This window comes from Escherichia sp. KS167_9B (genome assembly GCF_030295215.1).
Taxonomy (GTDB): domain Bacteria; phylum Pseudomonadota; class Gammaproteobacteria; order Enterobacterales; family Enterobacteriaceae; genus Escherichia; species Escherichia coli_F.
Window position 1 is genome coordinate 3,823,049 of sequence record NZ_AP025754.1, and the last position, 26,293, is coordinate 3,849,341.

At 49.9% G+C, this 26,293-nt stretch carries 27 protein-coding genes, 1 other RNA gene and 1 pseudogene; 22 read left to right on the forward strand and 7 right to left on the reverse strand.

Features of this window, described 5'->3' with window-relative positions; translation table 11 throughout:
- Positions 1-85: 85 nt before the first annotated feature.
- The 3 genes from tdcR to QUE34_RS19165 all read left to right on the forward strand — a co-directional run bounded on the left by tdcR (position 86) and on the right by QUE34_RS19165 (position 2,291).
- Positions 86-322: a transcriptional activator TdcR gene (gene tdcR, locus QUE34_RS19155; protein WP_050009867.1), complete on the forward strand. Its 237-nt coding sequence runs from the start codon at positions 86-88 to the stop codon at positions 320-322.
- Between the two features lie 238 nt (positions 323-560).
- A complete protein-coding gene (locus tag QUE34_RS19160; RefSeq protein WP_001352916.1) occupies positions 561-1,100 on the forward strand; it encodes a hypothetical protein in 540 nt (179 codons plus the stop codon).
- Positions 1,101-1,121: 21 nt separating this feature from the next.
- Positions 1,122-2,291 carry a hypothetical protein gene (locus QUE34_RS19165; RefSeq protein ID WP_105268466.1) on the forward strand — a complete coding sequence of 390 codons (1,170 nt, stop codon included), beginning with the start codon at positions 1,122-1,124 and terminating at the stop codon, positions 2,289-2,291.
- A 272-nt stretch (positions 2,292-2,563) separates the two neighbouring features.
- Here the strand turns inward: QUE34_RS19165 and rnpB are convergent.
- The 5 genes from rnpB to garP all read right to left on the reverse strand — a co-directional run bounded on the left by rnpB (position 2,564) and on the right by garP (position 7,255).
- Positions 2,564-2,940: RNase P RNA component class A (gene rnpB, locus QUE34_RS19170), an RNA gene on the reverse strand.
- Between the two features lie 32 nt (positions 2,941-2,972).
- Positions 2,973-4,118, reverse strand: coding sequence for a glycerate 2-kinase (gene garK, locus QUE34_RS19175; RefSeq protein WP_001352915.1), 1,146 nt, complete (start codon positions 4,116-4,118; stop codon positions 2,973-2,975).
- A 96-nt stretch (positions 4,119-4,214) separates the two neighbouring features.
- On the reverse strand, positions 4,215-5,105 hold the full coding sequence (gene garR / locus QUE34_RS19180; RefSeq protein ID WP_105268469.1) for a 2-hydroxy-3-oxopropionate reductase: 891 nt from the start codon (positions 5,103-5,105) through the stop codon (positions 4,215-4,217).
- 29 nt (positions 5,106-5,134) lie between these two features.
- Entirely contained in the window at positions 5,135-5,905 is a 771-nt protein-coding gene (garL, locus tag QUE34_RS19185) for a 2-dehydro-3-deoxyglucarate aldolase (protein ID WP_001058227.1), read from the reverse strand.
- Between the two features lie 15 nt (positions 5,906-5,920).
- Positions 5,921-7,255 (reverse strand): galactarate/glucarate/glycerate transporter GarP, encoded by a 1,335-nt coding sequence (garP, locus tag QUE34_RS19190; protein ID WP_032185178.1) that lies wholly within the window; start codon positions 7,253-7,255, stop codon positions 5,921-5,923.
- Between the two features lie 375 nt (positions 7,256-7,630).
- Here garP and garD point away from each other — a divergent pair, with 375 nt between their 5' ends.
- The 3 genes from garD to yhaV all read left to right on the forward strand — a co-directional run bounded on the left by garD (position 7,631) and on the right by yhaV (position 10,150).
- Positions 7,631-9,202, forward strand: a complete 1,572-nt coding sequence (garD, locus tag QUE34_RS19195) for a galactarate dehydratase (RefSeq protein WP_103253342.1) — start codon at positions 7,631-7,633, stop codon at positions 9,200-9,202.
- A 148-nt stretch (positions 9,203-9,350) separates the two neighbouring features.
- On the forward strand, positions 9,351-9,686 hold the full coding sequence (prlF, locus tag QUE34_RS19200; RefSeq protein WP_001296435.1) for a type II toxin-antitoxin system antitoxin PrlF: 336 nt from the start codon (positions 9,351-9,353) through the stop codon (positions 9,684-9,686).
- Positions 9,686-10,150: a type II toxin-antitoxin system ribonuclease toxin YhaV gene (gene yhaV / locus QUE34_RS19205; protein ID WP_000347251.1), complete on the forward strand. Its 465-nt coding sequence runs from the start codon at positions 9,686-9,688 to the stop codon at positions 10,148-10,150. The genes prlF and yhaV overlap by 1 nt, the downstream gene beginning before the upstream one ends.
- Before the next feature lie 54 nt (positions 10,151-10,204).
- On the opposite strand, the gene agaR is transcribed toward yhaV, so the two are convergent.
- A complete protein-coding gene (gene agaR / locus QUE34_RS19210) occupies positions 10,205-11,014 on the reverse strand; it encodes an aga operon transcriptional regulator AgaR (RefSeq protein WP_000072187.1) in 810 nt (269 codons plus the stop codon).
- 248 nt (positions 11,015-11,262) lie between these two features.
- Between agaR and kbaZ the strand changes: the two are divergent.
- The 12 genes and pseudogenes from kbaZ (at position 11,263) to QUE34_RS19270 (ending at position 21,692) form a co-directional block, all read left to right on the forward strand.
- Positions 11,263-12,543: pseudogene (gene kbaZ, locus QUE34_RS19215) on the forward strand (tagatose-bisphosphate aldolase subunit KbaZ).
- Positions 12,544-12,565: 22 nt separating this feature from the next.
- Positions 12,566-13,039 carry a PTS N-acetylgalactosamine transporter subunit IIB gene (gene agaV, locus QUE34_RS19220; protein ID WP_032303829.1) on the forward strand — a complete coding sequence of 158 codons (474 nt, stop codon included), beginning with the start codon at positions 12,566-12,568 and terminating at the stop codon, positions 13,037-13,039.
- Between the two features lie 10 nt (positions 13,040-13,049).
- Positions 13,050-13,829: a PTS N-acetylgalactosamine transporter subunit IIC gene (gene agaW, locus QUE34_RS19225; protein WP_000406214.1), complete on the forward strand. Its 780-nt coding sequence runs from the start codon at positions 13,050-13,052 to the stop codon at positions 13,827-13,829.
- Complete coding sequence (gene agaE / locus QUE34_RS19230; RefSeq protein ID WP_001295548.1) at positions 13,819-14,697, forward strand: PTS N-acetylgalactosamine transporter subunit IID; 879 nt, start codon at positions 13,819-13,821, stop codon at positions 14,695-14,697. Before agaW ends, agaE begins: the two co-directional genes overlap by 11 nt.
- A gap of 17 nt (positions 14,698-14,714) precedes the next feature.
- Positions 14,715-15,149 carry a PTS galactosamine/N-acetylgalactosamine transporter subunit IIA gene (agaF, locus tag QUE34_RS19235; RefSeq protein WP_032303830.1) on the forward strand — a complete coding sequence of 145 codons (435 nt, stop codon included), beginning with the start codon at positions 14,715-14,717 and terminating at the stop codon, positions 15,147-15,149.
- Complete coding sequence (nagA, locus tag QUE34_RS19240; RefSeq protein ID WP_032303832.1) at positions 15,146-16,279, forward strand: N-acetylglucosamine-6-phosphate deacetylase; 1,134 nt, start codon at positions 15,146-15,148, stop codon at positions 16,277-16,279. Before agaF ends, nagA begins: the two co-directional genes overlap by 4 nt.
- Positions 16,280-16,629: 350 nt before the next feature.
- Positions 16,630-17,784 carry an AgaS family sugar isomerase gene (locus QUE34_RS19245; RefSeq protein ID WP_001114898.1) on the forward strand — a complete coding sequence of 385 codons (1,155 nt, stop codon included), beginning with the start codon at positions 16,630-16,632 and terminating at the stop codon, positions 17,782-17,784.
- Between the two features lie 12 nt (positions 17,785-17,796).
- Entirely contained in the window at positions 17,797-18,657 is an 861-nt protein-coding gene (kbaY, locus tag QUE34_RS19250) for a tagatose-bisphosphate aldolase subunit KbaY (RefSeq protein ID WP_000022773.1), read from the forward strand.
- Between the two features lie 166 nt (positions 18,658-18,823).
- Positions 18,824-19,300, forward strand: coding sequence for a PTS galactosamine transporter subunit IIB (agaB, locus tag QUE34_RS19255; RefSeq protein ID WP_000098011.1), 477 nt, complete (start codon positions 18,824-18,826; stop codon positions 19,298-19,300).
- Between the two features lie 39 nt (positions 19,301-19,339).
- Complete coding sequence (gene agaC / locus QUE34_RS19260; protein ID WP_032303833.1) at positions 19,340-20,143, forward strand: PTS galactosamine transporter subunit IIC; 804 nt, start codon at positions 19,340-19,342, stop codon at positions 20,141-20,143.
- Positions 20,133-20,924, forward strand: coding sequence for a PTS galactosamine transporter subunit IID (gene agaD / locus QUE34_RS19265; RefSeq protein ID WP_000534351.1), 792 nt, complete (start codon positions 20,133-20,135; stop codon positions 20,922-20,924). Before agaC ends, agaD begins: the two co-directional genes overlap by 11 nt.
- Complete coding sequence (locus tag QUE34_RS19270) at positions 20,925-21,692, forward strand: galactosamine-6-phosphate isomerase (protein WP_072157066.1); 768 nt, start codon at positions 20,925-20,927, stop codon at positions 21,690-21,692.
- 49 nt (positions 21,693-21,741) lie between these two features.
- Here the strand turns inward: QUE34_RS19270 and rsmI are convergent, their stop codons facing one another.
- Positions 21,742-22,605: a 16S rRNA (cytidine(1402)-2'-O)-methyltransferase gene (gene rsmI, locus QUE34_RS19275; protein WP_000809263.1), complete on the reverse strand. Its 864-nt coding sequence runs from the start codon at positions 22,603-22,605 to the stop codon at positions 21,742-21,744.
- 64 nt (positions 22,606-22,669) lie between these two features.
- On the opposite strand from rsmI, the gene lpoA reads away from it, so the two are divergent.
- From lpoA to dolP, 4 genes are read left to right on the forward strand one after another with little or no spacing between them, the layout of a single operon-like run.
- Positions 22,670-24,706 (forward strand): penicillin-binding protein activator LpoA, encoded by a 2,037-nt coding sequence (gene lpoA, locus QUE34_RS19280; protein WP_032303835.1) that lies wholly within the window; start codon positions 22,670-22,672, stop codon positions 24,704-24,706.
- Complete coding sequence (locus QUE34_RS19285; protein ID WP_000246844.1) at positions 24,664-25,059, forward strand: YraN family protein; 396 nt, start codon at positions 24,664-24,666, stop codon at positions 25,057-25,059. The genes lpoA and QUE34_RS19285 overlap by 43 nt, the downstream gene beginning before the upstream one ends.
- A gap of 19 nt (positions 25,060-25,078) precedes the next feature.
- Complete coding sequence (gene diaA, locus QUE34_RS19290) at positions 25,079-25,669, forward strand: DnaA initiator-associating protein DiaA (RefSeq protein ID WP_001158035.1); 591 nt, start codon at positions 25,079-25,081, stop codon at positions 25,667-25,669.
- Between the two features lie 9 nt (positions 25,670-25,678).
- On the forward strand, positions 25,679-26,254 hold the full coding sequence (gene dolP / locus QUE34_RS19295) for a division/outer membrane stress-associated lipid-binding lipoprotein (RefSeq protein WP_000646033.1): 576 nt from the start codon (positions 25,679-25,681) through the stop codon (positions 26,252-26,254).
- Positions 26,255-26,293: the final 39 nt, after the last annotated feature.

The window sequence follows — 26,293 nt, forward strand, 5'->3', positions numbered from 1 at the left end:
TTATGTGGTTAATAAAAAAAAGCAGCTGCGACCATATTTCAAGCAATTAGCGGATAATTACCAGGCAAATTTTGAGTTAAATTTTATGAGCAAGTTATCAAATTTTATTATAAATAAATCATTTTCAGCGATAAATAATGCGGCACGTCACATTTTTTCTCGCTATTTGTTGGAGGGCAAACATTTATTTTATCAATGTTTTAAAATTTCGAATACAGATATTGATCATCTCGAACAATTGATTAACATCAACTTTCACCCTTCTTACAGGACGTCATTTTGTGAATGCAATCGTTTCCCCTCGTTTCTACTGTCACCATAGTTACTAAATAGCATTTTGTGTTGATGATCACAAAACGAATAATTGATGTTCATCGCTATACGATCAGAATAAGAGAACAAGGAGGATTTTCGTTGTGCTTTACATCGTTGTAGACCACAGAATTTTGCTTCGTTGACTGTAATGCCAGGTAATTGAGCGTTTTTTGATAGTTGTGAGCGAACCGTGCAAGGAAAATAAGCATTGATTATTGTTTGTCATGATGACAAGGCAGGCATCAATGAAAGGTTATTCGGTTTCACATTTTTTACCCCCTTCGATACCACCAATGTACGAAACTGTTAACACTTATAATAGAAACATTGATTATTGGAAGGTAAAAATAAAATTTGCCGAGATTATATCGACAAATGACGTTAATGAAATTTACAGCATAAGCAATGAATTGCGGAGAATATTATCTGCGATTACTGCATTGAATGTCTATAAAGGTGATGTTTCTTCTGTAATGATCCGAATCCAACCGGAAAATAGAAGTCCATTCATCATAGATATTTCTACAGGAGTAAATGATGATTATATAATACAAACTTTAGATGTAGGCACATTTTCACCTTTTGGCGAAAAATGTACTTGTTCAGCCATCAATAGAAAAGATCTGGAGTGTATCAAGGAGACAATTTTTAAGTTTTGCGCAAAGTTCACGCAAAAAGAAGTTATCTTAACGGAATTTAATCATTTTAATAAAACTGACAATGTTTCAGATTGTTGGCAAATTCTCTTTTTTTCACCAGATCATTTTAATCATGATTCTCATTGATTATTTAAAAAGGATAAAATAATGTTCCCGGTTTCATCAATAGGTAATGACTTAGGTAATGATTTAGTACGTATAAAAATGAATGACATTCCTGAAACCCCCATAATAAATGACCTCAAAGCACTAGCACCAGGTGTAGTAAAACTAAAACAGACTTCTAATCAAATGCTCACGTTAATCTGCGCGTTGCAACCTGGTGGAACATGTATTATCGATGGTGATTTTCAACAAGAATTAGCATACTTAAAAAATGTAATACTTTATAATAACTCGTCTCTTCGCATAGACTTTTTAGGTTATAATGCCCAAATAACGCAACGATCAGACAATACCTGCAAGCTTATAATTTGTGAACCGTTAAATAACATAAAAATTTCAGCAGACATCATGAACACAAATTGTTCATTAGAGGAAATTTACAATGAAATCAGAAGATTAAATGTAATCTTTAGCTCTGGAGCAGGCGACGTAATAGATTTATCCTATCTGGACTTGCATAACGTCGATTTAACTGGTTATGATTTTTCAAATAAACATATGGCTTACGCGACTTTAGATCCCTTTACATTGTTTGCAACAAAGTTTACTAAAACCAATATGTACAATATAAATTTTATGCGTTCGACACACAATGGTACTATCTCATGGAATTCTTTATTAAAAATCACCCCAGCGTTAACAAGTATCAGCGATGATTATTCCAGAGAAAAAATCAACTTTGTCGAAAGTTGTTTAAATGAGCTTGGAGATTTAACCGAAGATCAATTAAAAATCATGAGATATGCGATTATAAAATCCATACCAACAGCAAATATAACAGACAAATTAGAAAAAGAATTAACAAAAAGCATATATAAAAACTCCTCAAAAATTAATAATTATTTGAGCAAAGTTAAATTACCAGAGATGAAAAACTTCTCATTAGAAAAAGCATATGATTATATCGACAAAATTATTGAGGAATATGATTGCGTCAAAAAAAATGATTACCAAACCAATCCAGAAATTAATTATACTGTCGATTACAACCTAGATTATACTAACTCAAACGACTTGCTTTCAGATAATAGCCTGGAGGAAGAAAGAGATTCTGTTGACAATTCCTTTTCAGACGATGAATTTAGCTTCAACGAGTGTCGTTTTATTAGCAAAGAATATACGTATGATTACGATCTTTTAAATGAAATATAAATGTAATGATTTCTTGCAAAGTCTATTATTAATAGCTTAGATATTCGTTCATCTTTCCGTCTGCACCAAAAGTAAAAGCTTGCCGAAGCAGATTCGAGACTGATGATAAACACAAAATTGCCTGAGGCGCTACGCTTATCAGGCCTACATTGCCTCTGTGCAATATATTGAATTTTCGTTGTTTTGTAGGCCAGATAAGACGTTCATCTTTCCGACCACCCTCCTCAAAAGCAAAAACCCGCCAGTTTACGCTGGCGGGTTTTCGTTAAAATAGGTGAAACTGACCGATAAGCCGGGTTCTGTCGTGGACAGTCATTCATCTAGGCCAGCAATCGCTCACTGGCTCAAGCAGCCTACCCGGGTTCAGTACGGGCCGTACCTTATGAACCCCTATTTGGCCTTGCTCCGGGTGGAGTTTACCGTGCCACGGACTGTTACCAGCCGCGCGGTGCGCTCTTACCGCACCCTTTCACCCTTACCTGATCCCGCTTGCACGGGCCATCGGCGGTTTGCTCTCTGTTGCACTGGTCGTGGGTTTCCCCCCCAGGCGTTACCTGGCACCCTGCCCTATGGAGCCCGGACTTTCCTCCCCTCCGCCCGTCTCCCCCGAAAAGGACGACGACGAAGCGGCGACTGTCTGGTCAGCTTCGGCGCGCAGTATAGAGGGTTTGCGCGCCCTTGTCACCCCGCGTTGCGCATTCCAATCGCCAGTGTCGCGGCGATATTACGTGAAGCACGGTAAATATTGTCATAAGCCCCGCGGAATGCTTCGTCCAACGTACCAATACTGGTCAATACGCTGAAGACCGCATCAATGCCATGCTGATGTACAACGCCAACATCATTGGTCAGGCTACCCGCAATGCCAATCACCGGTTTATGGTACTTTTTCGCCACGTTTGCGACGCCAATCGGAACCTTGCCGTGTATACTCTGGCTGTCAATACGCCCTTCACCGGTGATCACCAGCGTACAATCGTGAATATGTTCCTCCAGATTCAGCGCCGTCGTGACGATTTCAATACCACTTTTCAGTTCCGCACCAAGAAACGCCATCAGCGCCGCGCCCATACCGCCCGCAGCTCCTGCGCCGGGGACATCTTTCACATCAACATGCAGCGCTTTTTTAATGACATCGGCATAGTGAGAGAGGTTATTGTCCAGCTCGACAATCATCGCTTCACTGGCTCCCTTTTGTGGGCCAAAGATGCGCGATGCGCCGTTATCGCCCACCAGCGGATTGGTGACATCACAAGCGACGCGAATAGCACAATCTTTTAAGCGCGGATCGAGGCCGGAAATATCAATATCATTCAGAGTATTAAGGCTACCGCCGCCAAAACCAATTTCATTGCCGTTGGCATCGCATAATTTCGCCCCCAGCGCCTGCACCATGCCTGCGCCGCCGTCGTTGGTGGCGCTGCCGCCAATGCCGATAATAATGTTTGTCGCGCCGCTCTCCAGCGCCTGCAGGATTAACTCGCCAGTACCGCGTGAAGTGGTCACAAGTGGATCGCGTTTTTCCGCAGGTACCAGTTCCAGCCCACTGGCCGCCGCCATTTCGATAAACGCGGTTTTGCCATCGCCAGAGATCCCCCAACTGGCATTCACTTTCTCGCCCAGCGGCCCTGTAACCCAGGCGTGACGTTCAGCCCCCTGGGTGGCTGCAATCATGGCTTCCACCGTTCCTTCACCACCGTCGGCAACCGGAACGGAAACATACTGTGCATCAGGAAAAATTTCCCGAAATCCTTTTTCTATCGCCTGCGCAACCTCGCTGGCAGATAAACTTTCTTTATAAGAGTCTGGGGCGATTACGATTTTCATACCTATGCCTGTTACCACATGACGCCGGAGGGCGTTTCTCTTATTCGGCCTGGATTCCAGGCCCGGATTGCAATACGCCATCCGGGCACGACGTCATTAGCGAGTAACTTCGACTTTCGCCAGTTTTTCGTAGTAGCACGCCAGGGCGCTATGATCCGCCGTTCCTAAACCATCTGCTCGCAGTGCCTGCATCATCTCCATAACCGCAGCTGTGAGCGGCAGTTGCGCGCCGACGCCGTGGGAAGTATCCAGCGCATTTGCCAGATCCTTAATATGCAGATCAATACGGAAGCCCGGCTTGAAGTTGCGGTCCATCACCATCGGCGCTTTGGCATCCAGCACGGTACTGCCCGCCAGTCCACCGCGAATTGCCTGATACACCAGATCCGGGTTAACGCCCGCTTTGGTTGCCAGCGTTAACGCTTCTGACATCGCGGCAATATTCAGCGCCACAATGACCTGATTTGCCAGTTTGGTGACGTTACCTGCACCGATTTCCCCGGTATGCACCACGGAACCCGCCATCGCTTTCATCAAATCATAGTATTTGTCGAAAATAGCCTTGTCGCCGCCCACCATCACTGACAGCGTACCGTCGATGGCTTTCGGTTCACCGCCGCTCACCGGGGCGTCCAGCATATCAATGCCTTTCGCTTTCAGCGCTTCGCTTATTTCACGGCTTGCCAGCGGTGCAATAGAACTCATATCGATCAATACTGTACTTGGCTTCGCGCCTTCAATAATGCCATTCTCACCCAGCGCCACCTCTTTCACATGAGGGGAGTTTGGCAGCATGGTTATGATGACGTCGCACTGTTCAGCGATCGCTTTAGCCGTAGAAGCTGTTTCTGCACCTGCAGCAATCACGTCAGCAATAGCTTCTGGGTTACGGTCAGCAACCACCAGCGAGTAACCTGCTTTCAGAAGGTTTTTACTCATTGGTTTACCCATAATCCCCAGGCCAATAAAACCAACTTTCATAGTCATATCAATCATCTCTCTTGTTGCGGTGGTGGTTATTTTTTAAAGGTATCAGCCAGTTTCTGAGTGGCAGAGCGGAAGACGCCGAGATCGCTGCCGACAGCCACAAACGTCGCGCCCCATTCCAGATAACGACGCGCATCGGCTTCGACCGGCGCGAGGATACCGCTGGGTTTGCCGTGCGCACTGGCACGGTTAAAAATATGCTGGATTGCTTTTTGTACATCCGGGTGCGAGGCATTGCCGAGATGGCCTAATGCCGCAGCCAGATCGCTGGGGCCGACAAAGATACCGTCTACACCTTCGGTAGCGGCAATGGCATCGACGTTATCTACGCCCTGCTGACTTTCTATCTGGACCAGAATGGTGATGTTCTTGTTCGACTGAGCGAAATAATCCGCCACGGTGCCAAACATATTGGCGCGGTGAGAAACGGAGACGCCGCGAATGCCTTCCGGTGGGTAACGGGTTGATGCCACCGCCTGCTCTGCTTCCTCTTTTGTTTCTACAAAAGGAATCAGGAAGTTATAGAAACCGATATCCAGAAGACGCTTTATAATTACCGGCTCGTTGGTCGGCACTCGCACTACTGGCGCGCTGGCGCTGCCTTTCAGGGCCATTAACTGCGGAATAAACGTGGAGATATCGTTTGGCGCATGTTCGCCATCCAGCACCAGCCAGTCAAACCCAGCCAAACCAAGAACTTCAGTGCTAATCGGGTTAGAGAGTGCTGACCAGCAACCAATTTGTACCTGTTTCGCAGCCAGTGCGGCTTTGAATTTATTCGGGAAAACATCGTTATTCATCGCTTATACCTTTGCTTATTTCTGCAATTCCATACGTTTAATGTCGCCAACTACGAAGAGGTAGCAGACCATCGCCATCAGCGCTGAACATCCCACGAAAACCAGTGCTGCATTGAAGGAGTGCAGTTCACTTACCAGGTAGCCAATCACCAGTGGAGTGACAATGGAGGCAACATTTCCAAAGACGTTAAAGACGCCGCCGCAGAGGCCAACAATCTCTTTCGGCGCGGTGTCAGAAATCACCGGCCAGCCCAGAGCACCAAATCCTTTGCCAAAAAAAGCCAGCGCCATCAGCGTGACCACCAGCGTGGTGTTGTTGGTGTAGTTACATAAGATGATGGTGGAAGCCAGCAACATTCCCAGCACAATCGGTAACTTACGTGCCAGGGTCAGGGACAAACCGCGTTTGATCAGATAATCCGAGAAGACACCACCGAGCACGCCGCCCGCAAAACCACACAGTGCCGGAATCGAGGCGACCAGACCCACTTTCAGAATCGACATGCCTTTTTCCTGCACCAGATAAATCGGGAACCAGGTAAGGAAGAACCAGGTGATGGTGTTGATAAAATATTGCCCGAAAAATACACCCAGCATCATGCGGTTAGAGAGCAATTGCTTGATGTAATGCAGTTTGGGACCGCTTGCTGCCGCGCTGCCCGGCTTTTTGTGGTCCATATCGACCACCGCGCCATTTTCAGATATAAACTTCAGCTCTTCCGCAGACATACGTGGGTGATCTGTCGGGTTATGAATCAACTTGATCCACAGCGCCGTCAGCACAAAACCAATCACCCCCATAACGGTAAAGACGTGCTCCCATCCCCAGGCGAAAGTCAGCCAGCCAAGCAGAGGCGAAAAGAGCGCCAGCGAGAAATATTGCGCCGAGTTAAAGATGGCGGAGGCAGTACCACGTTCTTTCGTCGGGAACCAGGCGGCGACAATACGGGCGTTCGCCGGGAATGATGGCGCTTCCGAGAAGCCGAGCATAAAGCGCATAAAGAACATGGAGATCCCTGCCCAGGCCAGCGGGAACATATCAACAAAGCCTTGCAGGAAGGTGAATAGCGACCAGAAAAAGAGGCTGTAGGTGTAAACTTTTTTCGAGCCAAACTTATCAAGCAGCCAGCCGCCGGGGATTTGCATCAGCAAGTAGGCCCAGCCAAAAGCAGAAAAGATGTAACCCATCGAAACCGCACTTAACTGCAACTCTTTTGCCACTTCGGTACCAGCAATAGACAGCGTTGCACGATCGGCGTAGTTAACGGCGGTAACAATAAAAATAATCAGTAATATTAAATAGCGGGTATGCACGCCTTTCTTTTTTACGTCAACGGTGTCCAGAATCATTTTATTTACCTCGGGTACTTATGCTGATTTTTATTATTATGGGGAATGTGTTATTTATGAGTTTTATTTATGCCGTTACGACAATGAACTCAGGAATTAGTATAAGCAGCGAGAGAATAATAATCATTGTGCAAATGCTAATTTTATTATTACTATTTAAATATTATTTTGAGCATATGCACATAAGGTTGCGCGCTAAAGCACAGATTTGCGCTTTACCCTGCCGGGCGGCACTGCAATCCCTGAAATGATTGACATTGATCACATTTCTGCGTTTAAACTCCTGACATTCTTATTTCACCCAATGAAGTCATTTATTTTTTAAATGAGACCAGATCCTCATTTTAATAACCCCTGGCTGGAGAATATTGCACAATGGCCAACATCGAAATCAGACAAGAAACGCCAACTGCGTTTTATATAAAAGTTCATGACACAGATAATGTGGCAATTATTGTTAATGATAATGGCCTGAAAGCAGGAACGCGTTTTCCGGATGGGCTGGAATTAATTGAACATATTCCCCAGGGGCATAAAGTCGCATTGCTGGACATTCCGGCTAATGGTGAAATTATTCGTTATGGTGAAGTGATTGGTTACGCCGTGCGCGCAATCCCACGCGGAAGCTGGATCGACGAATCAATGGTTGTACTACCGGAAGCGCCGCCGTTACACACACTGCCACTGGCAACCAAAGTCCCGGAACCCTTACCGCCGCTGGAAGGATACACCTTTGAGGGCTATCGCAATGCTGATGGCAGCGTGGGCACCAAAAACCTGCTCGGCATCACCACCAGCGTCCACTGTGTGGCAGGCGTGGTGGACTACGTAGTAAAAATCATTGAACGCGATCTGCTACCGAAATACCCGAACGTCGATGGCGTGGTGGGGCTGAATCATTTGTACGGTTGTGGCGTGGCGATTAACGCACCGGCGGCAGTTGTGCCTATCCGTACCATTCACAATATTTCGCTGAACCCTAACTTTGGCGGCGAAGTAATGGTGATTGGTCTGGGTTGTGAAAAGTTGCAGCCTGAGCGCCTGCTGACTGGAACGGATGATGTGCAAGCTATTCCAGTAGAAAGCGCCAGCATTGTCAGTTTGCAGGATGAAAAGCATGTCGGTTTTCAGTCCATGGTCGAGGATATTTTGCAGGTCGCCGAACGCCATATACAAAAACTGAATCAACGTCAGCGAGAAACCTGTCCGGCTTCAGAACTGGTTGTCGGCATGCAGTGCGGTGGCAGCGATGCGTTTTCTGGCGTAACGGCAAATCCAGCGGTTGGGTATGCGTCTGATCTACTGGTGCGCTGCGGTGCAACAGTGATGTTCTCGGAAGTCACAGAAGTGCGTGACGCGATCCATCTGCTGACGCCGCGCGCAGTGAACGAAGAGGTCGGCAAGCGTCTGCTGGAAGAGATGGAGTGGTACGATAACTATCTCAATATGGGAAAAACCGACCGCAGCGCCAACCCTTCTCCGGGCAACAAGAAAGGCGGTCTGGCAAACGTAGTGGAGAAGGCTCTCGGCTCCATTGCTAAATCGGGTAAAAGCGCAATTGTTGAAGTGCTATCGCCCGGTCAACGCCCGACTAAACGCGGATTAATTTACGCCGCGACGCCAGCCAGCGATTTTGTCTGTGGCACGCAACAGGTGGCATCAGGGATTACCGTGCAAGTGTTTACGACCGGTCGCGGCACGCCATATGGCCTGATGGTAGTACCCGTCATTAAAATGGCGACCCGCACCGAACTGGCAAACCGTTGGTTTGACTTAATGGATATCAACGCAGGCACCATCGCCACCGGCGAAGAAACCATAGAAGAAGTGGGCTGGAAGCTGTTCCACTTTATTCTCGACGTCGCCAGCGGGAAGAAGAAAACCTTCTCAGATCAATGGGGACTGCATAACCAGCTGGCGGTGTTTAACCCGGCACCGGTGACCTGATTTCTTTTGGAACGTCCCTCGCAAAACATGGCCTTAGTGCCATGTTTTTATTGTTTAAAGTCCACACATCCATTAATAATGCATTTGCATTACCTTAGTTCAAGCTTATAATTTGAGCAGAAAACAGGCTGTAAAAGGACAGTAAATAATGCCCGCTAATGCTCGCTCTAACGCTGTACTGACCACTGAATCAAAGGTCACGATACGCGGACAAACAACTATCCCCGCGCCAGTGCGTGAGGCCTTAAAACTGAAGCCAGGCCTGGACAGCATTCATTACGAAATTCTGCCTGGTGGGCAAGTATTTATGTGCCGACTGGGAGATGAACAGGAGGATCATACTATGAATGCATTTTTGCGTTTTCTGGATGCAGATATCCAGAACAACCCGCAAAAAACTCGTCCATTCGACATTCAACAAGGAAAGAAACTTGTCGCTGGCATGGACGTCAACATTGACGATGAGATTGGCGACGACGAATAATGGATTTTCCACAAAGGGTTAATGGTTGGGCGCTATATGCTCATCCCTGTTTTCAGGAAACCTACGATGCTTTAGTTGCCGAAGTCGAGGCATTAAAGGGAAAAGATCCTGAAAATTATCAGAGAAAAGCTGCCACAAAGTTATTGGCGGTGGTCCATAAAGTGATTGAGGAGCATATCACGGTCAATCCATCATCACCGGCATTCCGTCATGGCAAGTCGTTAGGCTCTGGGAAAAATAAAGACTGGTCACGGGTAAAATTTGGTGCTGGTCGCTATCGTCTCTTCTTTCGTTACAGTGAAAAAGAGAAAGTCATCATTCTGGGATGGATGAACGATGAAAACACGCTGCGCACCTACGGTAAAAAAACAGATGCCTATACCGTATTCAGTAAAATGTTAAAAAGAGGACATCCTCCTGCCGACTGGGAAAGCCTCACCCAAGAGACAGAAGAAAACCATTGATGGTGTTCACAATGCCCGCCGAACGCATTGGTGTTGACCAGCGGGCACCATTTCTCACTCCCCGACCAGAATCACTTCAACCCCAGCCTTTCGCAGTCCTTCCAGACTATCCGCAGGAATGCCTTCATCAACAATGATCATGTCGATACGTTGAGTATCAATGATCTTATGTAAACTGGAACGGTTGAACTTACTGGAATCGGTGACCACGATGATCCGTTCCGCAACTTCGCACATCCGACGGTTTAAACGGGCTTCATCTTCATTATGCGTGCTGACGCCGCGCTCCAGATCAATAGCATCTACGCCAAGAAACAGCATATCGAAGTGGTAATTTTGTAGCGATTGTTCAGCCTGATCGCCGTAAAAAGATTGCGACTGACGCCGCAGATGCCCGCCGGTCATAAGAAGTTCAACGCCTTCTGCTTCCAGCAGTGCATTGGCTACGTTCATACCATTGGTCATCGCAATTACGTCAGTGTGCTTGCGCATCAGACGAGCAATCTCAAACGTGGTGGTCCCGGAATCGAGGATCACCCGATGACCTGGCTGAATCAACTCAACGGCAGCTTTCGCAACGCTGCGTTTCATCGCAGTGTTCAGCGCGCTTTTATCTTCCACTGATGGCTCGACTGACGGCGTCGTGCTATCGCAGATCAACGCGCCGCCATAGGCCCGCACAGCGATCCCCTGCTTTTCCAGAAACGCCAGATCGTTGCGGATCGTCACAGTAGATACGCCATACAATGCCGACAGATCGTTAACCTGCACACTCCCTTGCTGTCGCAGGCGCTGAATGATTTGTTCTCGTCGCTCGCTGGTGCCTGTCACTCGCTTCTCGCCTGAAGCGTCGGTATTACTCATAGTAAGTCCTTTCGTAAAACTTTCGTTTCATTTCGTTTTGCCTATTAACGCCTTTCTATTGAGCAAATGCAAGCCCACCTTGCCCATTGACGCAAGCTACTCTCGTTTCAGTGACTTTCATTATGTTTCTTTTGTGAATCAGATCAGAAAACTATTATCTTTCGTTTTATTTTTATCTCACCATGACGCAGTATCAACTGAAACAAAACGAAAGATTAATATCGCAGCAATCTGAACTGGAGAGGAAAGTGAAACATCTGACAGAAATGGTGAGGCAGCACAAAGAGGGCAAAACAAATGGGATTTATGCCGTTTGTTCCGCACACCCGCTGGTGCTGGAAGCTGCAATCCGCTACGCCAGTGTAAACCAAACACCGTTACTGATTGAAGCGACATCCAATCAGGTGGACCAGTTCGGTGGTTATACCGGAATGACACCCGCCGATTTTCGCGGCTTTGTTTGTCAGCTCGCCGACTCATTGAATTTCCCACAAGACGCGTTGATTCTGGGTGGCGATCATCTGGGGCCAAACCGCTGGCAAAACCTGCCTGCAGCTCAGGCGATGGCAAATGCCGATGATTTGATTAAAAGCTACGTGGCGGCAGGATTCAAAAAAATTCACCTTGATTGCAGCATGTCCTGTCAGGACGATCCGGTTCCCTTAACCGATGACATCGTGGCTGAACGCGCCGCCTGACTGGCTAAAGTCGCGGAAGAAACCTGCCGTGAACACTTTGGCGAAGCCGATCTGGTGTATGTCATTGGTACCGAAGTGCCGGTACCTGGCGGCGCGCATGAAACCTTAAGCGAGCTGGCGGTCACTACGCCGGATGCCGCCCGCGCCACGCTGGAAGCCCATCGTCACGCCTTTGAAAAGCAAGGTCTGAATGCCATCTGGCCACGCATCATTGCTCTGGTGGTACAACCCGGCGTCGAATTCGATCACACCAACGTTATTGATTATCAGCCAGCTAAAGCGACCGCCTTAAGCCAGATGGTCGAAAACTACGAAACGCTGATTTTCGAAGCGCACTCTACCGATTACCAAACGCCGCAATCGCTGCGCCAGCTGGTGATTGACCACTTTGCCATTCTGAAAGTTGGTCCGGCGCTCACCTTCGCCCTGCGTGAAGCTCTGTTCTCTCTGGCGGCGATTGAAGAAGAACTGGTGCCAGCAAAAGCCTGTTCCGGTCTGCGTCAGGTGCTGGAAAACGTGATGCTCGACCGCCCGGAATACTGGCAAAGCCACTACCACGGTGATGGCAACGCGCGTCGTCTGGCGCGTGGTTATAGCTACTCGGATCGCGTGCGCTATTACTGGCCGGACAGCCAGATTGATGACGCTTTCGCCCATCTGGTTCGTAACCTGGCGGATGCACCAATTCCGCTGCCGCTCATCAGTCAGTACCTGCCGCTGCAATACGTGAAAGTTCGCTCCGGCGAGCTGCAGCCAACGCCACGGGAACTCATTATCAACCATATTCAGGACATCCTGGCGCAGTACCACACAGCCTGTGAAGGCCAATAAGCAAAACAAAGAGGAACACGCTATGCCAAATATTGTTTTAAGCCGGATTGATGAACGCTTGATTCACGGTCAGGTCGGCGTTCAGTGGGTCGGATTTGCGGGGGCAAATCTGGTGCTGGTAGCCAATGATGAGGTTGCCGAAGATCCGGTACAACAAAACCTGATGGAAATGGTACTGGCTGAAGGGATCGCCGTACGTTTCTGGACGCTGCAAAAAGTGATCGACAACATCCACCGCGCCGCCGATCGGCAGAAAATTCTGCTGGTTTGTAAAACACCTGCCGATTTCCTGACGCTGGTTAAAGGTGGGGTCCCGGTGAGTCGCATTAACGTTGGCAACATGCACTATGCCAATGGCAAGCAGCAAATTGCCAAAACGGTTTCTGTGGATGCGAGCGATATCGCGGCATTTAACGACCTGAAAGCCGCTGGGGTGGAATGCTTCGTTCAGGGCGTTCCGACAGAACCTGCTGTGGACCTCTTTAAATTACTTTGAGGGATTCATTATGGAAATCAGTCTGTTGCAGGCATTTGCGTTGGGCATTATCGCCTTTATCGCTGGCCTGGATATGTTTAACGGCTTGACCCATATGCACCGCCCGGTGGTCCTCGGCCCGTTAGTTGGGTTGGTGCTTGGCGATCTGCATACCGGTATTTTAACCGGCGGTACGCTGGAACTGGTGTGGATGGGGCTGGCACCACTGGCGGGCGCACAGCCGCCTAACGTGATTATCGGAACTATCGTCGGCACGGCGTTTGCCATTACTACTGGCGTGAAACCGGATGTCGCGGTCGGTGTCGCCGTACCTTTCGCTGTCGCAGTACAGATGGGGATTACCTTCCTGTTCTCGGTGATGTCTGGCGTAATGTCCCGCTGCGACCGGATGGCGGAGAACGCCGATACACGCGGCATTGAACGCGTGAACTATCTGGCACTGTTGGCACTCGGCACGTTCTATTTTCTCTGCGCTTTCCTGCCTATCTACTTCGGCGCAGAACATGCCAAAACCATCATTGATGTCCTGCCGCAACGATTAATCGACGGCCTCGGCGTCGCGGGTGGCATCATGCCAGCAATCGGTTTTGCCGTGCTGCTGAAAATCATGATGAAAAACGTCTACATCCCCTACTTCATCCTGGGCTTTGTTGCCGCAGCCTGGCTCAAGTTACCGGTGCTGGCTATTGCTGCCGCCGCGCTGGCGATGGCGCTGATCGACTTGCTGCGTAAATCTCCTGAACCGACTCAACCTGCGGCACAGAAAGAGGAATTTGAAGATGGCATCTAATCAAACCACCCTGCCGAACGTCAGCGAAAATGAAGAGACACTGCTGACAGGCGTCAATGAAAACGTGTATGAAGATCAGAGCATTGGCGCAGAGCTGACGAAAAAAGATATCAACCGCGTCGCCTGGCGTTCCATGCTGTTACAAGCGTCTTTTAACTACGAACGTATGCAGGCTTCCGGCTGGTTGTACGGTCTGCTGCCTGCTCTGAAAAAGATCCACACTAATAAACGCGACCTGGCGCGCGCCATGAAGGGACATATGGGTTTCTTCAATACCCATCCGTTTCTGGTGACGTTTGTTATCGGCATTATCCTTGCGATGGAGCGTTCTAAGCAGGACGTTAACAGTATTCAGAGCACCAAAATTGCCGTCGGTGCGCCGCTCGGCGGGATTGGCGATGCCATGTTCTGGCTAACGTTACTGCCGATTTGTGGCGGGATTGGAGCCAGTCTGGCATTGCAAGGCTCTATTCTTGGCGCAGTCGTCTTTATTGTGCTGTTCAACGTGGTACACCTGGGGCTGCGTTTTGGTCTGGCGCATTATGCTTACCGCATGGGCGTGGCGGCGATTCCACTCATTAAAGCGAATACCAAAAAAGTCGGCCATGCTGCGTCAATCGTTGGGATGACGGTAATCGGCGCGCTGGTGGCAACCTATGTTCGTTTAAGCACCACGCTGGAAATCACGGCGGGCGACGCAGTGGTTAAGCTGCAGGCTGACGTTATCGACAAACTGATGCCTGCCTTCTTACCGCTGGTCTACACCCTGACCATGTTCTGGCTGGTACGCCGCGGCTGGAGTCCGCTGCGCCTGATTGCGGTTACCGTGGTTCTTGGCATCGTCGGTAAATTCTGTCATTTCCTTTAAATACAATGAGGTATTAGATGTTAAGTATTATTTTGACAGGGCATGGCGGATTTGCCAGCGGCATGGAAAAAGCAATGAAGCAAATCCTCGGCGAGCAGTCGCAGTTTATCGCCATTGATTTTCCGGAAACCTCAAGCACTGCGCTGCTTACATCGCAGCTTGAAGAAGCCATCGCCCAACTGGATTGTGAAGACGGCATTGTTTTTCTGACAGATTTGCTGGGCGGCACACCGTTTCGCGTGGCTTCAACGCTGGCGATGCAAAAACCGGGCTATGAAGTGATCACCGGCACCAATTTGCAACTGTTACTGGAAATGGTGCTGGAGCGCGAAGGGTTAAGCGGTGAAGAATTCCGTGTGCAGGCGCTGGAGTGTGGACACCGTGGGCTGACCAGTCTGGTAGACGAGTTAGGCCGCTGCCATGAAGAATGTCCGGTCGAGGAAGGAATATGACACACGTTCTGCGCGCCAGAAGACTGCTGACTGAGGAGGGCTGGCTTGATGATCATCAGTTGCATATTGCTGACGGTGTAATTGCAGCAATCGAACCGATTCCAGTGGGCGTGACTGAACGCGATGCGGAACTGCTCTGCCCCGCTTATATCGATACCCATGTACACGGTGGTGCGGGCGTTGATGTTATGGATGACGCGCCGGATGTGCTCGACAAGCTGGCAATGCACAAGGCACGGGAAGGTGTCGGCAGTTGGTTGCCGACTACCGTAACCGCGCCGCTTAATACCATTCATGCGGCGCTGGAACGTATTGCTCTACGCTGCCAGCGCGGTGGACCTGGTGCGCAAGTGCTGGGGAGTTATCTCGAAGGACCGTACTTCACGCCGCAGAATAAAGGCGCACATCCGCCGGAGCTGTTTCGCGAGCTGGAAATTGCCGAGCTGGATCAATTGATTGCTGTTTCACGGCATACCTTGCGCGTGGTGGCGCTGGCACCGGAAAAAACGGGCGCGTTACAAGCCATTCGTCATCTTAAACAGCAGAACGTGCGGGTAATGCTGGGACATAGCGCAGCAACCTGGCAACAAACCCGCGCCGCATTTGATGCTGGCGCAGACGGCCTGGTGCATTGCTATAACGGGATGACAGGATTACATCACCGCGAACCGGGAATGGTTGGCGCGGGTTTAACGGACAAGCGCGCCTGGCTGGAATTGATAGCCGATGGGCATCATGTACATCCGGCGGCGATGTCGCTGTGTTGTTGCTGTGCGAAAGAGAGAATAGTGCTGATAACTGATGCGATGCAGGCAGCCGGGATGCCGGATGGTCAATATACGTTATGTGGTGAAGAAGTGCAGATGCGCGGTGGCGTTGTCCGTACCGCGTCCGGTGGGCTGGCGGGCAGTACGCTGTCTGTCGATGCGGCAGTGCGCAACATGGTCGAGTTGACGGGCGTAACGCCTGCGGAAGCCATCCATATGGCATCGCTGCATCCGGCGCGAATGCTGGGTGTTGATGGTGTTCTGGGATCACTTAAACCGGGCAAACGCGCCAGCGTCGTTGCGCTGAATAGCGGACTGTATGTGCAACAAATCTGGATTCAGGGTCAATTAGCTTCGTTTTGATGGTTTGCTCCTTTATTGGGCCTTCACTTCCCCCGTAAGGCCTTTCTTTTTCTTTCGTTTTAATCTGTGCAGTGGTGTCGAATGCGACGCTGGCGCGTCTTATCCGCTCTACGGTACGCCGCTTCCAGCAATCGGTACACATAGCGACGTCATCACGCAATCCTTTAATCTTCCCTTGTCTTTTCTTTCAACGATCACAAATTTCGTTTTATTTCTTTTTTCTCCATTGAACTTTCGATTTCTTTTCTATAGATTTTAATCAACGAAACGAATCACCAAGTGAAATGAAACGAAAGGCAAGCGAAACCTGCAATGCCGGAAGTCAAGTTCATCAGACTAAGGATTGAGTTATGCCAGAAAATTACACCCCAGCGGCCGCCACCACCGGCACATGGACTGAAGAAGAGATCCGCCATCAGCCTCGCGCATGGATCCGTTCACTCACCAACATCGACGCGTTACGTACAGCTCTCAATAACTTCCTTGAACCGTTACTGCGCAAAGAGAATCTGCGGATCATTCTGACCGGAGCCGGAACCTCGGCATTTATCGGTGACATCATCGCGCCGTGGCTTGCCAGCCATACCGGCAAAAACGTCAGCGCCGTACCGACCACCGATCTGGTCACCAATCCAATGGAATACCTGAACCCAGCGCATCCACTGCTGTTGATCTCCTTCGGTCGATCTGGCAACAGCCCGGAAAGCGTCGCCGCCGTGGAACTGGCGAATCAGTTTGTACCGGAATGCTATCACCTGCCGATCACCTGCAACGAAGCGGGCGCTCTTTACCAAAACGCGATCAACAGCGACAACGCGTTTGCCCTGCTGATGCCCGCAGAAACGCACGATCGCGGCTTTGCGATGACAAGCAGCATTACCACTATGATGGCCAGCTGCCTCGCGGTTTTCGCACCTGAGACAATCAATAGCCAGACCTTCCGCGACGTAGCGGATCGTTGCCAGGCGATCCTGACCTCACTGGGCGATTTCAGCGAAGGTGTGTTTGGTTACGCACCGTGGAAACGGATCGTTTATCTCGGCAGCGGTGGCTTACAGGGCGCAGCACGCGAGTCGGCGCTGAAAGTACTGGAACTGACGGCGGGTAAACTGGCGGCCTTTTATGATTCCCCGACCGGATTCCGTCATGGGCCTAAATCACTGGTCGATGACGAAACGCTGGTGGTGGTGTTTGTCTCCAGCCACCCCTATACGCGTCAGTATGATCTTGATCTGCTGGCAGAACTCCGCCGTGACAACCAGGCAATGCGCGTAATCGCCATCGCCGCGGAAGGCAACGACGTTATTACCGCCGGTCCACATATCATCCTGCCGCCGTCACGTCACTTTATCGACGTTGAGCAGGCATTTTGCTTCCTGATGTACGCCCAGACGTTTGCACTGATGCAGTCGCTGCACATGGGCAATACGCCGGATACCCCATCAGCCAGCGGCACCGTTAACCGTGTGGTGCAAGGCGTAATCATTCATCCGTGGCAGGCATAAGAGGATCGCATTATGAGCATTATCTCCACCAAATATCTGTTACAGGACGCCCAGGCCAATGGCTACGCGGTGCCTGCTTTTAACATTCATAACGCCGAGACGATCCAGGCGATCCTCGAAGTGTGCAGTGAAATGCGATCGCCGGTGATCCTCGCCGGGACGCCGGGGACCTTTAAACATATCGCGCTGGAAGAGATCTACGCCCTGTGTAGTGCCTATTCCACAACCTACAACATGCCACTGGCGCTGCATCTCGACCACCACGAATCGCTGGATGATATTCGCCGTAAAGTCCACGCAGGCGTGCGCAGTGCGATGATCGACGGCAGCCACTTCCCATTTGACGAGAACGTGAAGCTGGTGAAATCGGTTGTCGACTTCTGCCACTCACAGGATTGCAGCGTGGAAGCAGAACTGGGCCGCCTGGGCGGTGTTGAAGATGACATGAGCGTTGACGCCGAAAGTGCATTCCTGACCGATCCACAAGAAGCTAAACGCTTTGTCGAACTGACTGGCGTCGACAGCCTGGCGGTAGCGATTGGTACGGCGCACGGCTTATACAGCAAAACGCCGAAGATTGATTTCCAGCGGCTGGCGGAAATTCGTGAAGTGGTGGATGTTCCTCTGGTGCTGCATGGTGCCAGCGATGTTCCTGATGAATTTGTCCGCCGCACTATTGAACTTGGCGTCACAAAAGTAAACGTTGCCACAGAATTAAAAATAGCTTTCGCTGGCGCGGTTAAAGCCTGGTTTGCGGAAAATCCGCAGGGTAATGATCCTCGTTATTATATGCGCGTCGGTATGGATGCGATGAAAGAAGTTGTCAGAAATAAAATTAATGTCTGTGGTTCAGCGAATCGAATTTCAGCATAATCATTAGTTTTTTATGATTTATCCCAATGTACTTCCCGATTAATATCGGGGAGTGCCTTAATGGTAAAGGAGATAACTAAACCTTAATAAATACATCAGTAAAATATCGCAACAATAATATATTTAAAAAAATTATATTATTCAACTTTATGGTGAGGATTACACAATGAGCAGTCCAAATATTCTCTTAACCCGTATTGATAACCGTCTGGTTCACGGTCAGGTTGGTGTGACCTGGACATCTACCATCGGTGCAAATCTGCTGGTAGTCGTGGATGATGTTGTCGCTAACGATGATATTCAACAAAAATTAATGGGTATTACCGCGGAAACCTACGGCTTTGGCATTCGTTTCTTTACTATCGAAAAAACCATTAACGTCATCGGCAAAGCTGCACCGCATCAGAAAATCTTCTTGATTTGCCGTACGCCGCAAACGGTACGTAAATTGATAGAAGGTGGCATTGACCTGAAAGATGTCAACGTCGGCAATATGCATTTCTCGGAAGGTAAAAAGCAAATCAGCAGTAAAGTTTATATCGACGATCAAGATCTCGCGGACTTACGCTTTATTAAACAACGCGGTGTGAATATTTTTATTCAGGACGTCCCCGGCGATCAAAAAGAACAAATCCCTGACTAAATTCAAAAATCGCCTTAATACTGGTTTGAGGTAATAAAAATGCATGAAATAACCCTAATTCAGGGATTATCCCTGGCGGCGTTAGTTTTCGTTCTGGGGATTGATTTTTGGCTGGAAGCCTTATTTTTATTCCGCCCGATAATCGTTTGTACCCTTACAGGTGCTATTCTCGGTGATATTCAGACTGGCTTAATTACCGGTGGCCTAACAGAACTGGCTTTCGCCGGATTAACCCCCGCAGGTGGTGTACAGCCGCCCAACCCAATTATGGCGGGTCTGATGACTACCGTCATTGCGTGGTCTACTGGCGTCGATGCCAAAACGGCAATTGGCCTTGGTCTGCCGTTTAGTTTGTTAATGCAGTACGTCATTCTGTTCTTCTATTCGGCATTCTCATTATTTATGACCAAAGCCGATAAATGTGCGAAAGAGGCGGATACAGCAGCGTTTTCCCGACTTAACTGGACAACGATGCTCATCGTCGCTTCAGCGTATGCGGTGATTGCTTTCCTCTGTACTTACCTGGCGCAAGGGGCGATGCAGGCGCTGGTGAAAGCGATGCCCGCCTGGCTGACCCACGGCTTTGAAGTGGCTGGCGGCATTCTGCCTGCCGTTGGTTTTGGCCTGCTGCTGCGCGTGATGTTCAAAGCGCAATATATCCCTTACCTGATCGCCGGTTTCTTGTTTGTTTGCTACATCCAGGTCAGCAACCTGTTGCCAGTTGCCGTACTGGGTGCAGGCTTTGCGGTGTATGAGTTTTTCAATGCGAAATCCCGGCAGCAAGCGCAACCGCAGCCCGTTGCCAGTAAAAATGAAGAAGAGGACTACAGCAATGGGATCTGAAATCAGTAAAAAAGATATCACCCGTCTGGGCTTTCGTTCGTCACTCCTGCAAGCGAGCTTTAACTACGAAAGGATGCAGGCGGGAGGTTTTACCTGGGCGATGTTGCCGATCCTGAAAAAGATTTATAAGGACGACAAACCGGGCCTAAGCGCGGCGATGAAAGATAATCTCGAATTTATTAATACCCACCCGAATCTGGTCGGATTCCTGATGGGGTTATTAATTTCGATGGAAGAAAAAGGAGAAAACCGCGACACCATTAAAGGCCTCAAAGTGGCACTGTTTGGCCCAATCGCCGGGATTGGCGATGCGATTTTCTGGTTTACCTTATTGCCGATTATGGCGGGAATTTGCTCATCATTTGCCAGCCAGGGAAACTTGCTGGGGCCGATTCTATTTTTCGCCGTTTACCTGCTTATCTTCTTCCTGCGCGTCGGCTGGACCCACGTCGGTTATTCAGTCGGCGTGAAGGCGATCGATAAAGTGCGAGAGAACTCGCAGATGATTGCTCGTTCGGCAACCATCCTCGGGATCACGGTAATCGGCGGGCTGATCGCTTCGTATGTGCATATTAACGTGGTGACATCGTTTGCCATCGACAGTACCCACAGCGTCGCGCTGCAGCAGGATTTCTTCGATAAAGTCTTCCCGAACATTTTACCGATGGCCTACACCCTGCTGATGTATTACTTCCTGCGGGTGAAAAAAGCGCATCCGGTGCTGTTAATCGGCGTGACTTTTGTGCTCTCTATTGTTTGTTCCGCATTCGGCATTTTGTAAATGGAACGAGGCACTGCGTCTGGTGGTGCCTCTTTACTAAAGGAATTTCATCCTGTGCAAACCCTTCAACAAGTTGAAAACTATACGGCGTTAAGTGAACGTGCCAGCGAATATTTATTGGCCGTGATCCGTAGCAAACCGGATGCCGTGATTTGCCTGGCGACCGGAGCCACGCCATTACTGACGTATCATTATCTGGTAGAAAAAATCCACCAGCAGCAGGTTGATGTCAGCCAACTGACCTTCGTGAAGCTCGACGAATGGGTGGATCTGCCATTAACGATGCCTGGCACCTGCGAAACTTTCCTTCAACAGCATATCGTGCAGCCGCTGGGGCTACGTGAAGACCAGCTCATCAGCTTTCGCTCTGAAGAGATAAATGAGACAGAGTGCGAACGGGTAACGAACCTGATTGCGCGCAAAGGCGGTCTGGATTTATGCGTTCTCGGATTGGGAAAAAACGGCCATCTTGGGCTGAACGAACCGGGAGAAAGTCTGCAACCAGCAAGCCATATCAGCCAGCTTGATACCAGAACGCAACAACATGAGATGTTAAAAACCGCGGGTCGCCCCGTGACTCGTGGGATCACTTTAGGCCTGAAGGATATTCTCAATGCCCGCGAAGTTTTGTTACTGATAACTGGCGAAGGAAAGCAGGATGCGACAGAACGTTTTCTCACGGCTAAAGTCTCTACCGCTATCCCGGCTTCGTTTTTATGGCTGCATAACTATTTCACATGCATGATTGATGAGATGTGTCGTCGTTAAATCGCCCGGTGTAGGCGTTGCAGCTCTATTCTTGCTGCGACGCCTGTAATCACTCCCCCTGCTGTTCCAGCGCATACTTATACAGCGCGTTTTTTTTCACGCCGTGAATCTCTGCTGCCAGCGCCGCCGCTTTCTTCAGCGGAAGCTCAGCCTGTAACAACGCCAGCGTGCGCAGGGCATCGGCAGGTAAGTCTTCTTCCTGTGCTTTATGGCCTTCAACAATCAGCACCATTTCACCTTTGCGACGGTTTTCATCTTCTTTGACCCACGCCAGCAGCTCGCCAACGGGCGCGCCGTGAATGGTTTCCCAGGTTTTGGTGAGCTCACGCGCCAGCACCACGTAACGGGACTCACCCAGCACAGCAACGATATCTTCCAGGCTATCTAACAGACGGTGGGTGGATTCATAAAAAATCAGCGTACGCGGCTCCGCTTCAATGGCTTTTAGCGCATCACGACGGCCTTTTGATTTGGCAGGCAGGAAACCTTCATAACAAAAACGATCGGATGGTAAACCCGCAGCACTTAATGCAGTGATAGCAGCACACGGCCCCGGTAGTGGCACCACGCGAATCCCCGCTTCTCGGCAGGTACGCACCAGATGATAGCCGGGATCGTTAATCAGTGGCGTTCCGGCATCGGACACCAGCGCAATGTTTTGCCCTTCCTGCAGCTTCGCCAGTAACGTTTCGGCTTTCTGTTGTTCGTTATGGTCGTGCAAGGCGAACAACCTGGCGTTAATTCCAAAATGTTGCAGCAGTAAACCGGTATGACGCGTATCCTCGGCGGCAATCAGATCAACGGCCTGTAAAACCTCCAACGCACGCTGGGTGATATCTGCCAGATTGCCGATTGGCGTCGGTACAATGTAAAGCTGGCCCTGAGAATTATCCGCCGATTGGTGTTGTTTCATTGTGTCGTCCGTATTGCCGATTTAATATTGAGCATTGCGTAAAAAAAATATCACTGGATACATTATGGTACCCTCAACATTTTCTCGTTTGAAAGCCGCGCGTTGTCTGCCTGTTGTTCTGGCAGCCCTGATTTTCGCCGGTTGTGGCACCCATACTCCCGATCAGTCCACTGCCTATATGCAGGGCACGGCGCAGGCTGATTCTGCCTTTTATCTTCAGCAGATGCAGCAAAGCGCTGATGATACCAGGATCAACTGGCAATTACTCGCCATTCGTGCACTGGTGAAAGAAGGTAAAACCGGGCAGGCGGTGGAGCTGTTTAACCAACTGCCGCAGGAACTGAACGATTACCAGCGTCGCGAGAAAACTCTTCTGGCAGTAGAAATTAAGCTGGCGCAGAAAGATTTTGCTGGCGCACAAACCCTGCTGGCGAAAATCACACCTGCCGATTTAGATCAAAACCAGCAGGCGCGTTACTGGCAGGCAAAAATCGATGCCAGTCAGGGGCGTCCTTCCATTGATTTACTGCGCGCCTTAATTGCTCAGGAACCCCTGCTCGGCGCGAAAGAAAAGCAACAGAATATTGATGCTACATGGCAGGCACTCTCCTCCATGACTCAGGACCAGGCGAATACGCTGGTGATCAACGCCGACGAAAATATTCTGCAAGGCTGGCTTGATCTGCAGCGCGTCTGGTTTGATAACCGTAACGATCCCGGCATGATGAAAGCTGGGATCGCCGACTGGCAGAAACGTTATCCGAACAACCCGGGCGCGAAAATGCTGCCTACGCAGTTGGTAAACGTAAAAGCATTTAAACCAGCGTCAACCAACAAAATCGCCCTGCTGTTGCCACTGAATGGCCAGGCAGCGGTATTTGGTCGCACTATTCAGCAAGGCTTTGAAGCGGCGAAAAATATCGGCACTCAGCCAGTGGCGGCACAGGCAACTGCCGCACCAATCGCAGACGTTGCAGAACAACCCCTGCAGCAAACTGTTGACGGCGTTGCCAGCCCGGCACAAGCCTCGGTTAGCGATCTGACAGGCGAAGAAACCGCGGCTCAACCAGTGCCTGTAAGCGCCCCGGCGGCAAGCACTGCGGCGGTAAGCGCCCCCGCGAATCCATCCGCAGAGCTGAAAATTTATGATACCTCATCACAACCGCTTAGCCAGATATTAAGCCAGGTTCAGCAGGATGGCGCGAGTATTGTGGTCGGTCCGTTGCTGAAAAATAACGTTGAAGAGTTACTGAAAAGCAACACCCCGCTGAACGTGCTGGCACTGAACCAGCCGGAAAATATCGAAAACCGCGTCAATATTTGTTACTTCGCGCTTTCACCGGAAGACGAAGCGCGCGATGCAGCGCGTCATATTCGTGACCAGGGTAAACAAGCGCCACTGGTGCTGATCCCTCGCAGTTCGCTGGGCGATCGCGTAGCCAATGCGTTTGCGCAAGAGTGGCAGAAGCTGGGCGGCGGCACCGTTTTGCAACAAAAATTTGGTTCCACCAGCGAATTACGCGCGGGAGTTAACGGTGGTTCTGGTATCGCTTTAACCGGTAGCCCGATTACTCCCAGAGCGACAACCGATTCAGGCATAACGACCAACAATCCAATGCTGCAAACCACGCCAACCGATGACCAGTTCACCAATAATGGCGGTCGTGTCGATGCGGTGTACATTGTGGCAACGCCGGGTGAAATCGCTTTTATCAAACCGATGATCGCCATGCGTAACGGTAGCCAGAGTGGTGCAACGCTGTACGCCAGTTCCCGCAGCGCACAAGGCACCGCGGGTCCGGATTTCCGTCTGGAAATGGAAGGTTTGCAATATAGCGAAATCCCGATGCTGGCAGGCGGTAATCTGCCATTAATGCAGCAGGCGCTCAGTGCGGTGAATAACGATTATTCGCTGGCTCGCATGTATGCGATGGGCGTTGATGCCTGGTCGTTGGCAAATCATTTCTCACAGATGCGCCAGGTTCAGGGTTTCGAAATCAACGGTAATACCGGAAGTCTGACGGCTAACCCGGATTGCGTAATTAACAGGAAGTTATCATGGCTACAGTACCAACAAGGTCAGGTAGTCCCCGCCAGTTAACCACTAAACAGACCGGCGATGCGTGGGAAGCACAAGCGCGTCGCTGGCTGGAGAGCAAAGGACTGCGGTTTGTCGCCGCTAACGTGAACGAGCGTGGCGGCGAGATCGATCTGATAATGCGTGAAGGCAGGACCACCGTTTTTGTCGAGGTGCGTTACCGCCGCTCAGCCCTTTACGGTGGTGCGGCAGCCAGTGTGACCCGCAGCAAACAACACAAATTATTACAGACTGCCCGCTTGTGGCTCGCGCGTCATAATGGGAGTTTTGATACTGTGGATTGCCGGTTCGATGTGGTAGCCTTCACCGGGAATGAAGTTGAGTGGATTAAGGATGCCTTTAATGACCACTCATAATTAAGGTTTAAGGATTAGCGTGCAAGAACGAATTAAAGCTTGCTTCACTGAAAGCATTCAAACTCAAATTGCGGCAGCAGAGGCGCTTCCGGATGCCATCTCCCGTGCAGCCATGACGCTGGTTCAGTCTCTGCTCAATGGCAACAAAATCCTCTGTTGTGGTAATGGAACTTCCGCTGCCAATGCACAGCATTTTGCTGCCAGCATGATCAACCGTTTCGAAACGGAGCGGCCCAGCTTACCTGCCATTGCACTAAATACTGATAATGTTGTCTTAACGGCGATTGCCAACGATCGCTTACATGATGAAGTGTATGCAAAACAGGTGCGGGCGCTGGGGCATGCGGGAGATGTGTTGTTAGCCATTTCCACCCGTGGCAACAGCCGCGATATCGTAAAAGCAGTAGAAGCTGCTGTTACGCGTGATATGACCATTGTGGCATTGACTGGCTATGACGGCGGTGAACTTGCAGGGTTGTTAGGGCCACAGGATGTGGAGATCCGCATTCCTTCGCATCGTAGTGCTCGCATTCAGGAAATGCATATGCTGACGGTAAATTGCTTGTGCGATCTGATCGATAACACGCTTTTCCCTCACCAGGATGTTTAAGGAGAATACATGAAGGCATTATCGCCAATCGCAGTCCTTATTTCCGCACTGCTGTTGCAAGGTTGCGTTGCTGCCGCCGTAGTGGGCACCGCGGCTGTGGGTACAAAAGCCGCAACTGACCCACGCAGTGTCGGCACCCAGGTGGATGATGGAACCCTGGAAGTGCGCGTGAACAGCGCATTGTCGAAAGACGAACAAATCAAGAAAGAAGCTCGCATTAATGTAACGGCCTATCAGGGCAAAGTGCTGCTGGTTGGGCAGTCACCAAACGCTGAACTTTCGGCTCGCGCCAAACAGATTGCTATGGGCGTAGACGGTGCCAACGAAGTGTATAACGAGATTCGTCAGGGCCAGCCGATTGGTCTGGGCGAAGCGTCTAACGATACGTGGATCACCACCAAAGTGCGTTCGCAGCTCTTAACCAGCGACCTGGTGAAATCGTCCAACGTGAAAGTGACCACCGAAAACGGTGAAGTGTTCCTGATGGGGCTGGTGACTGAACGTGAAGCGAAAGCGGCGGCAGATATTGCCAGCCGGGTAAGCGGCGTGAAGCGGGTAACCACGGCGTTTACGTTCATTAAATAACAACGCCTTGTAATGCCTGATGCGACGCTTGCCGCGTCT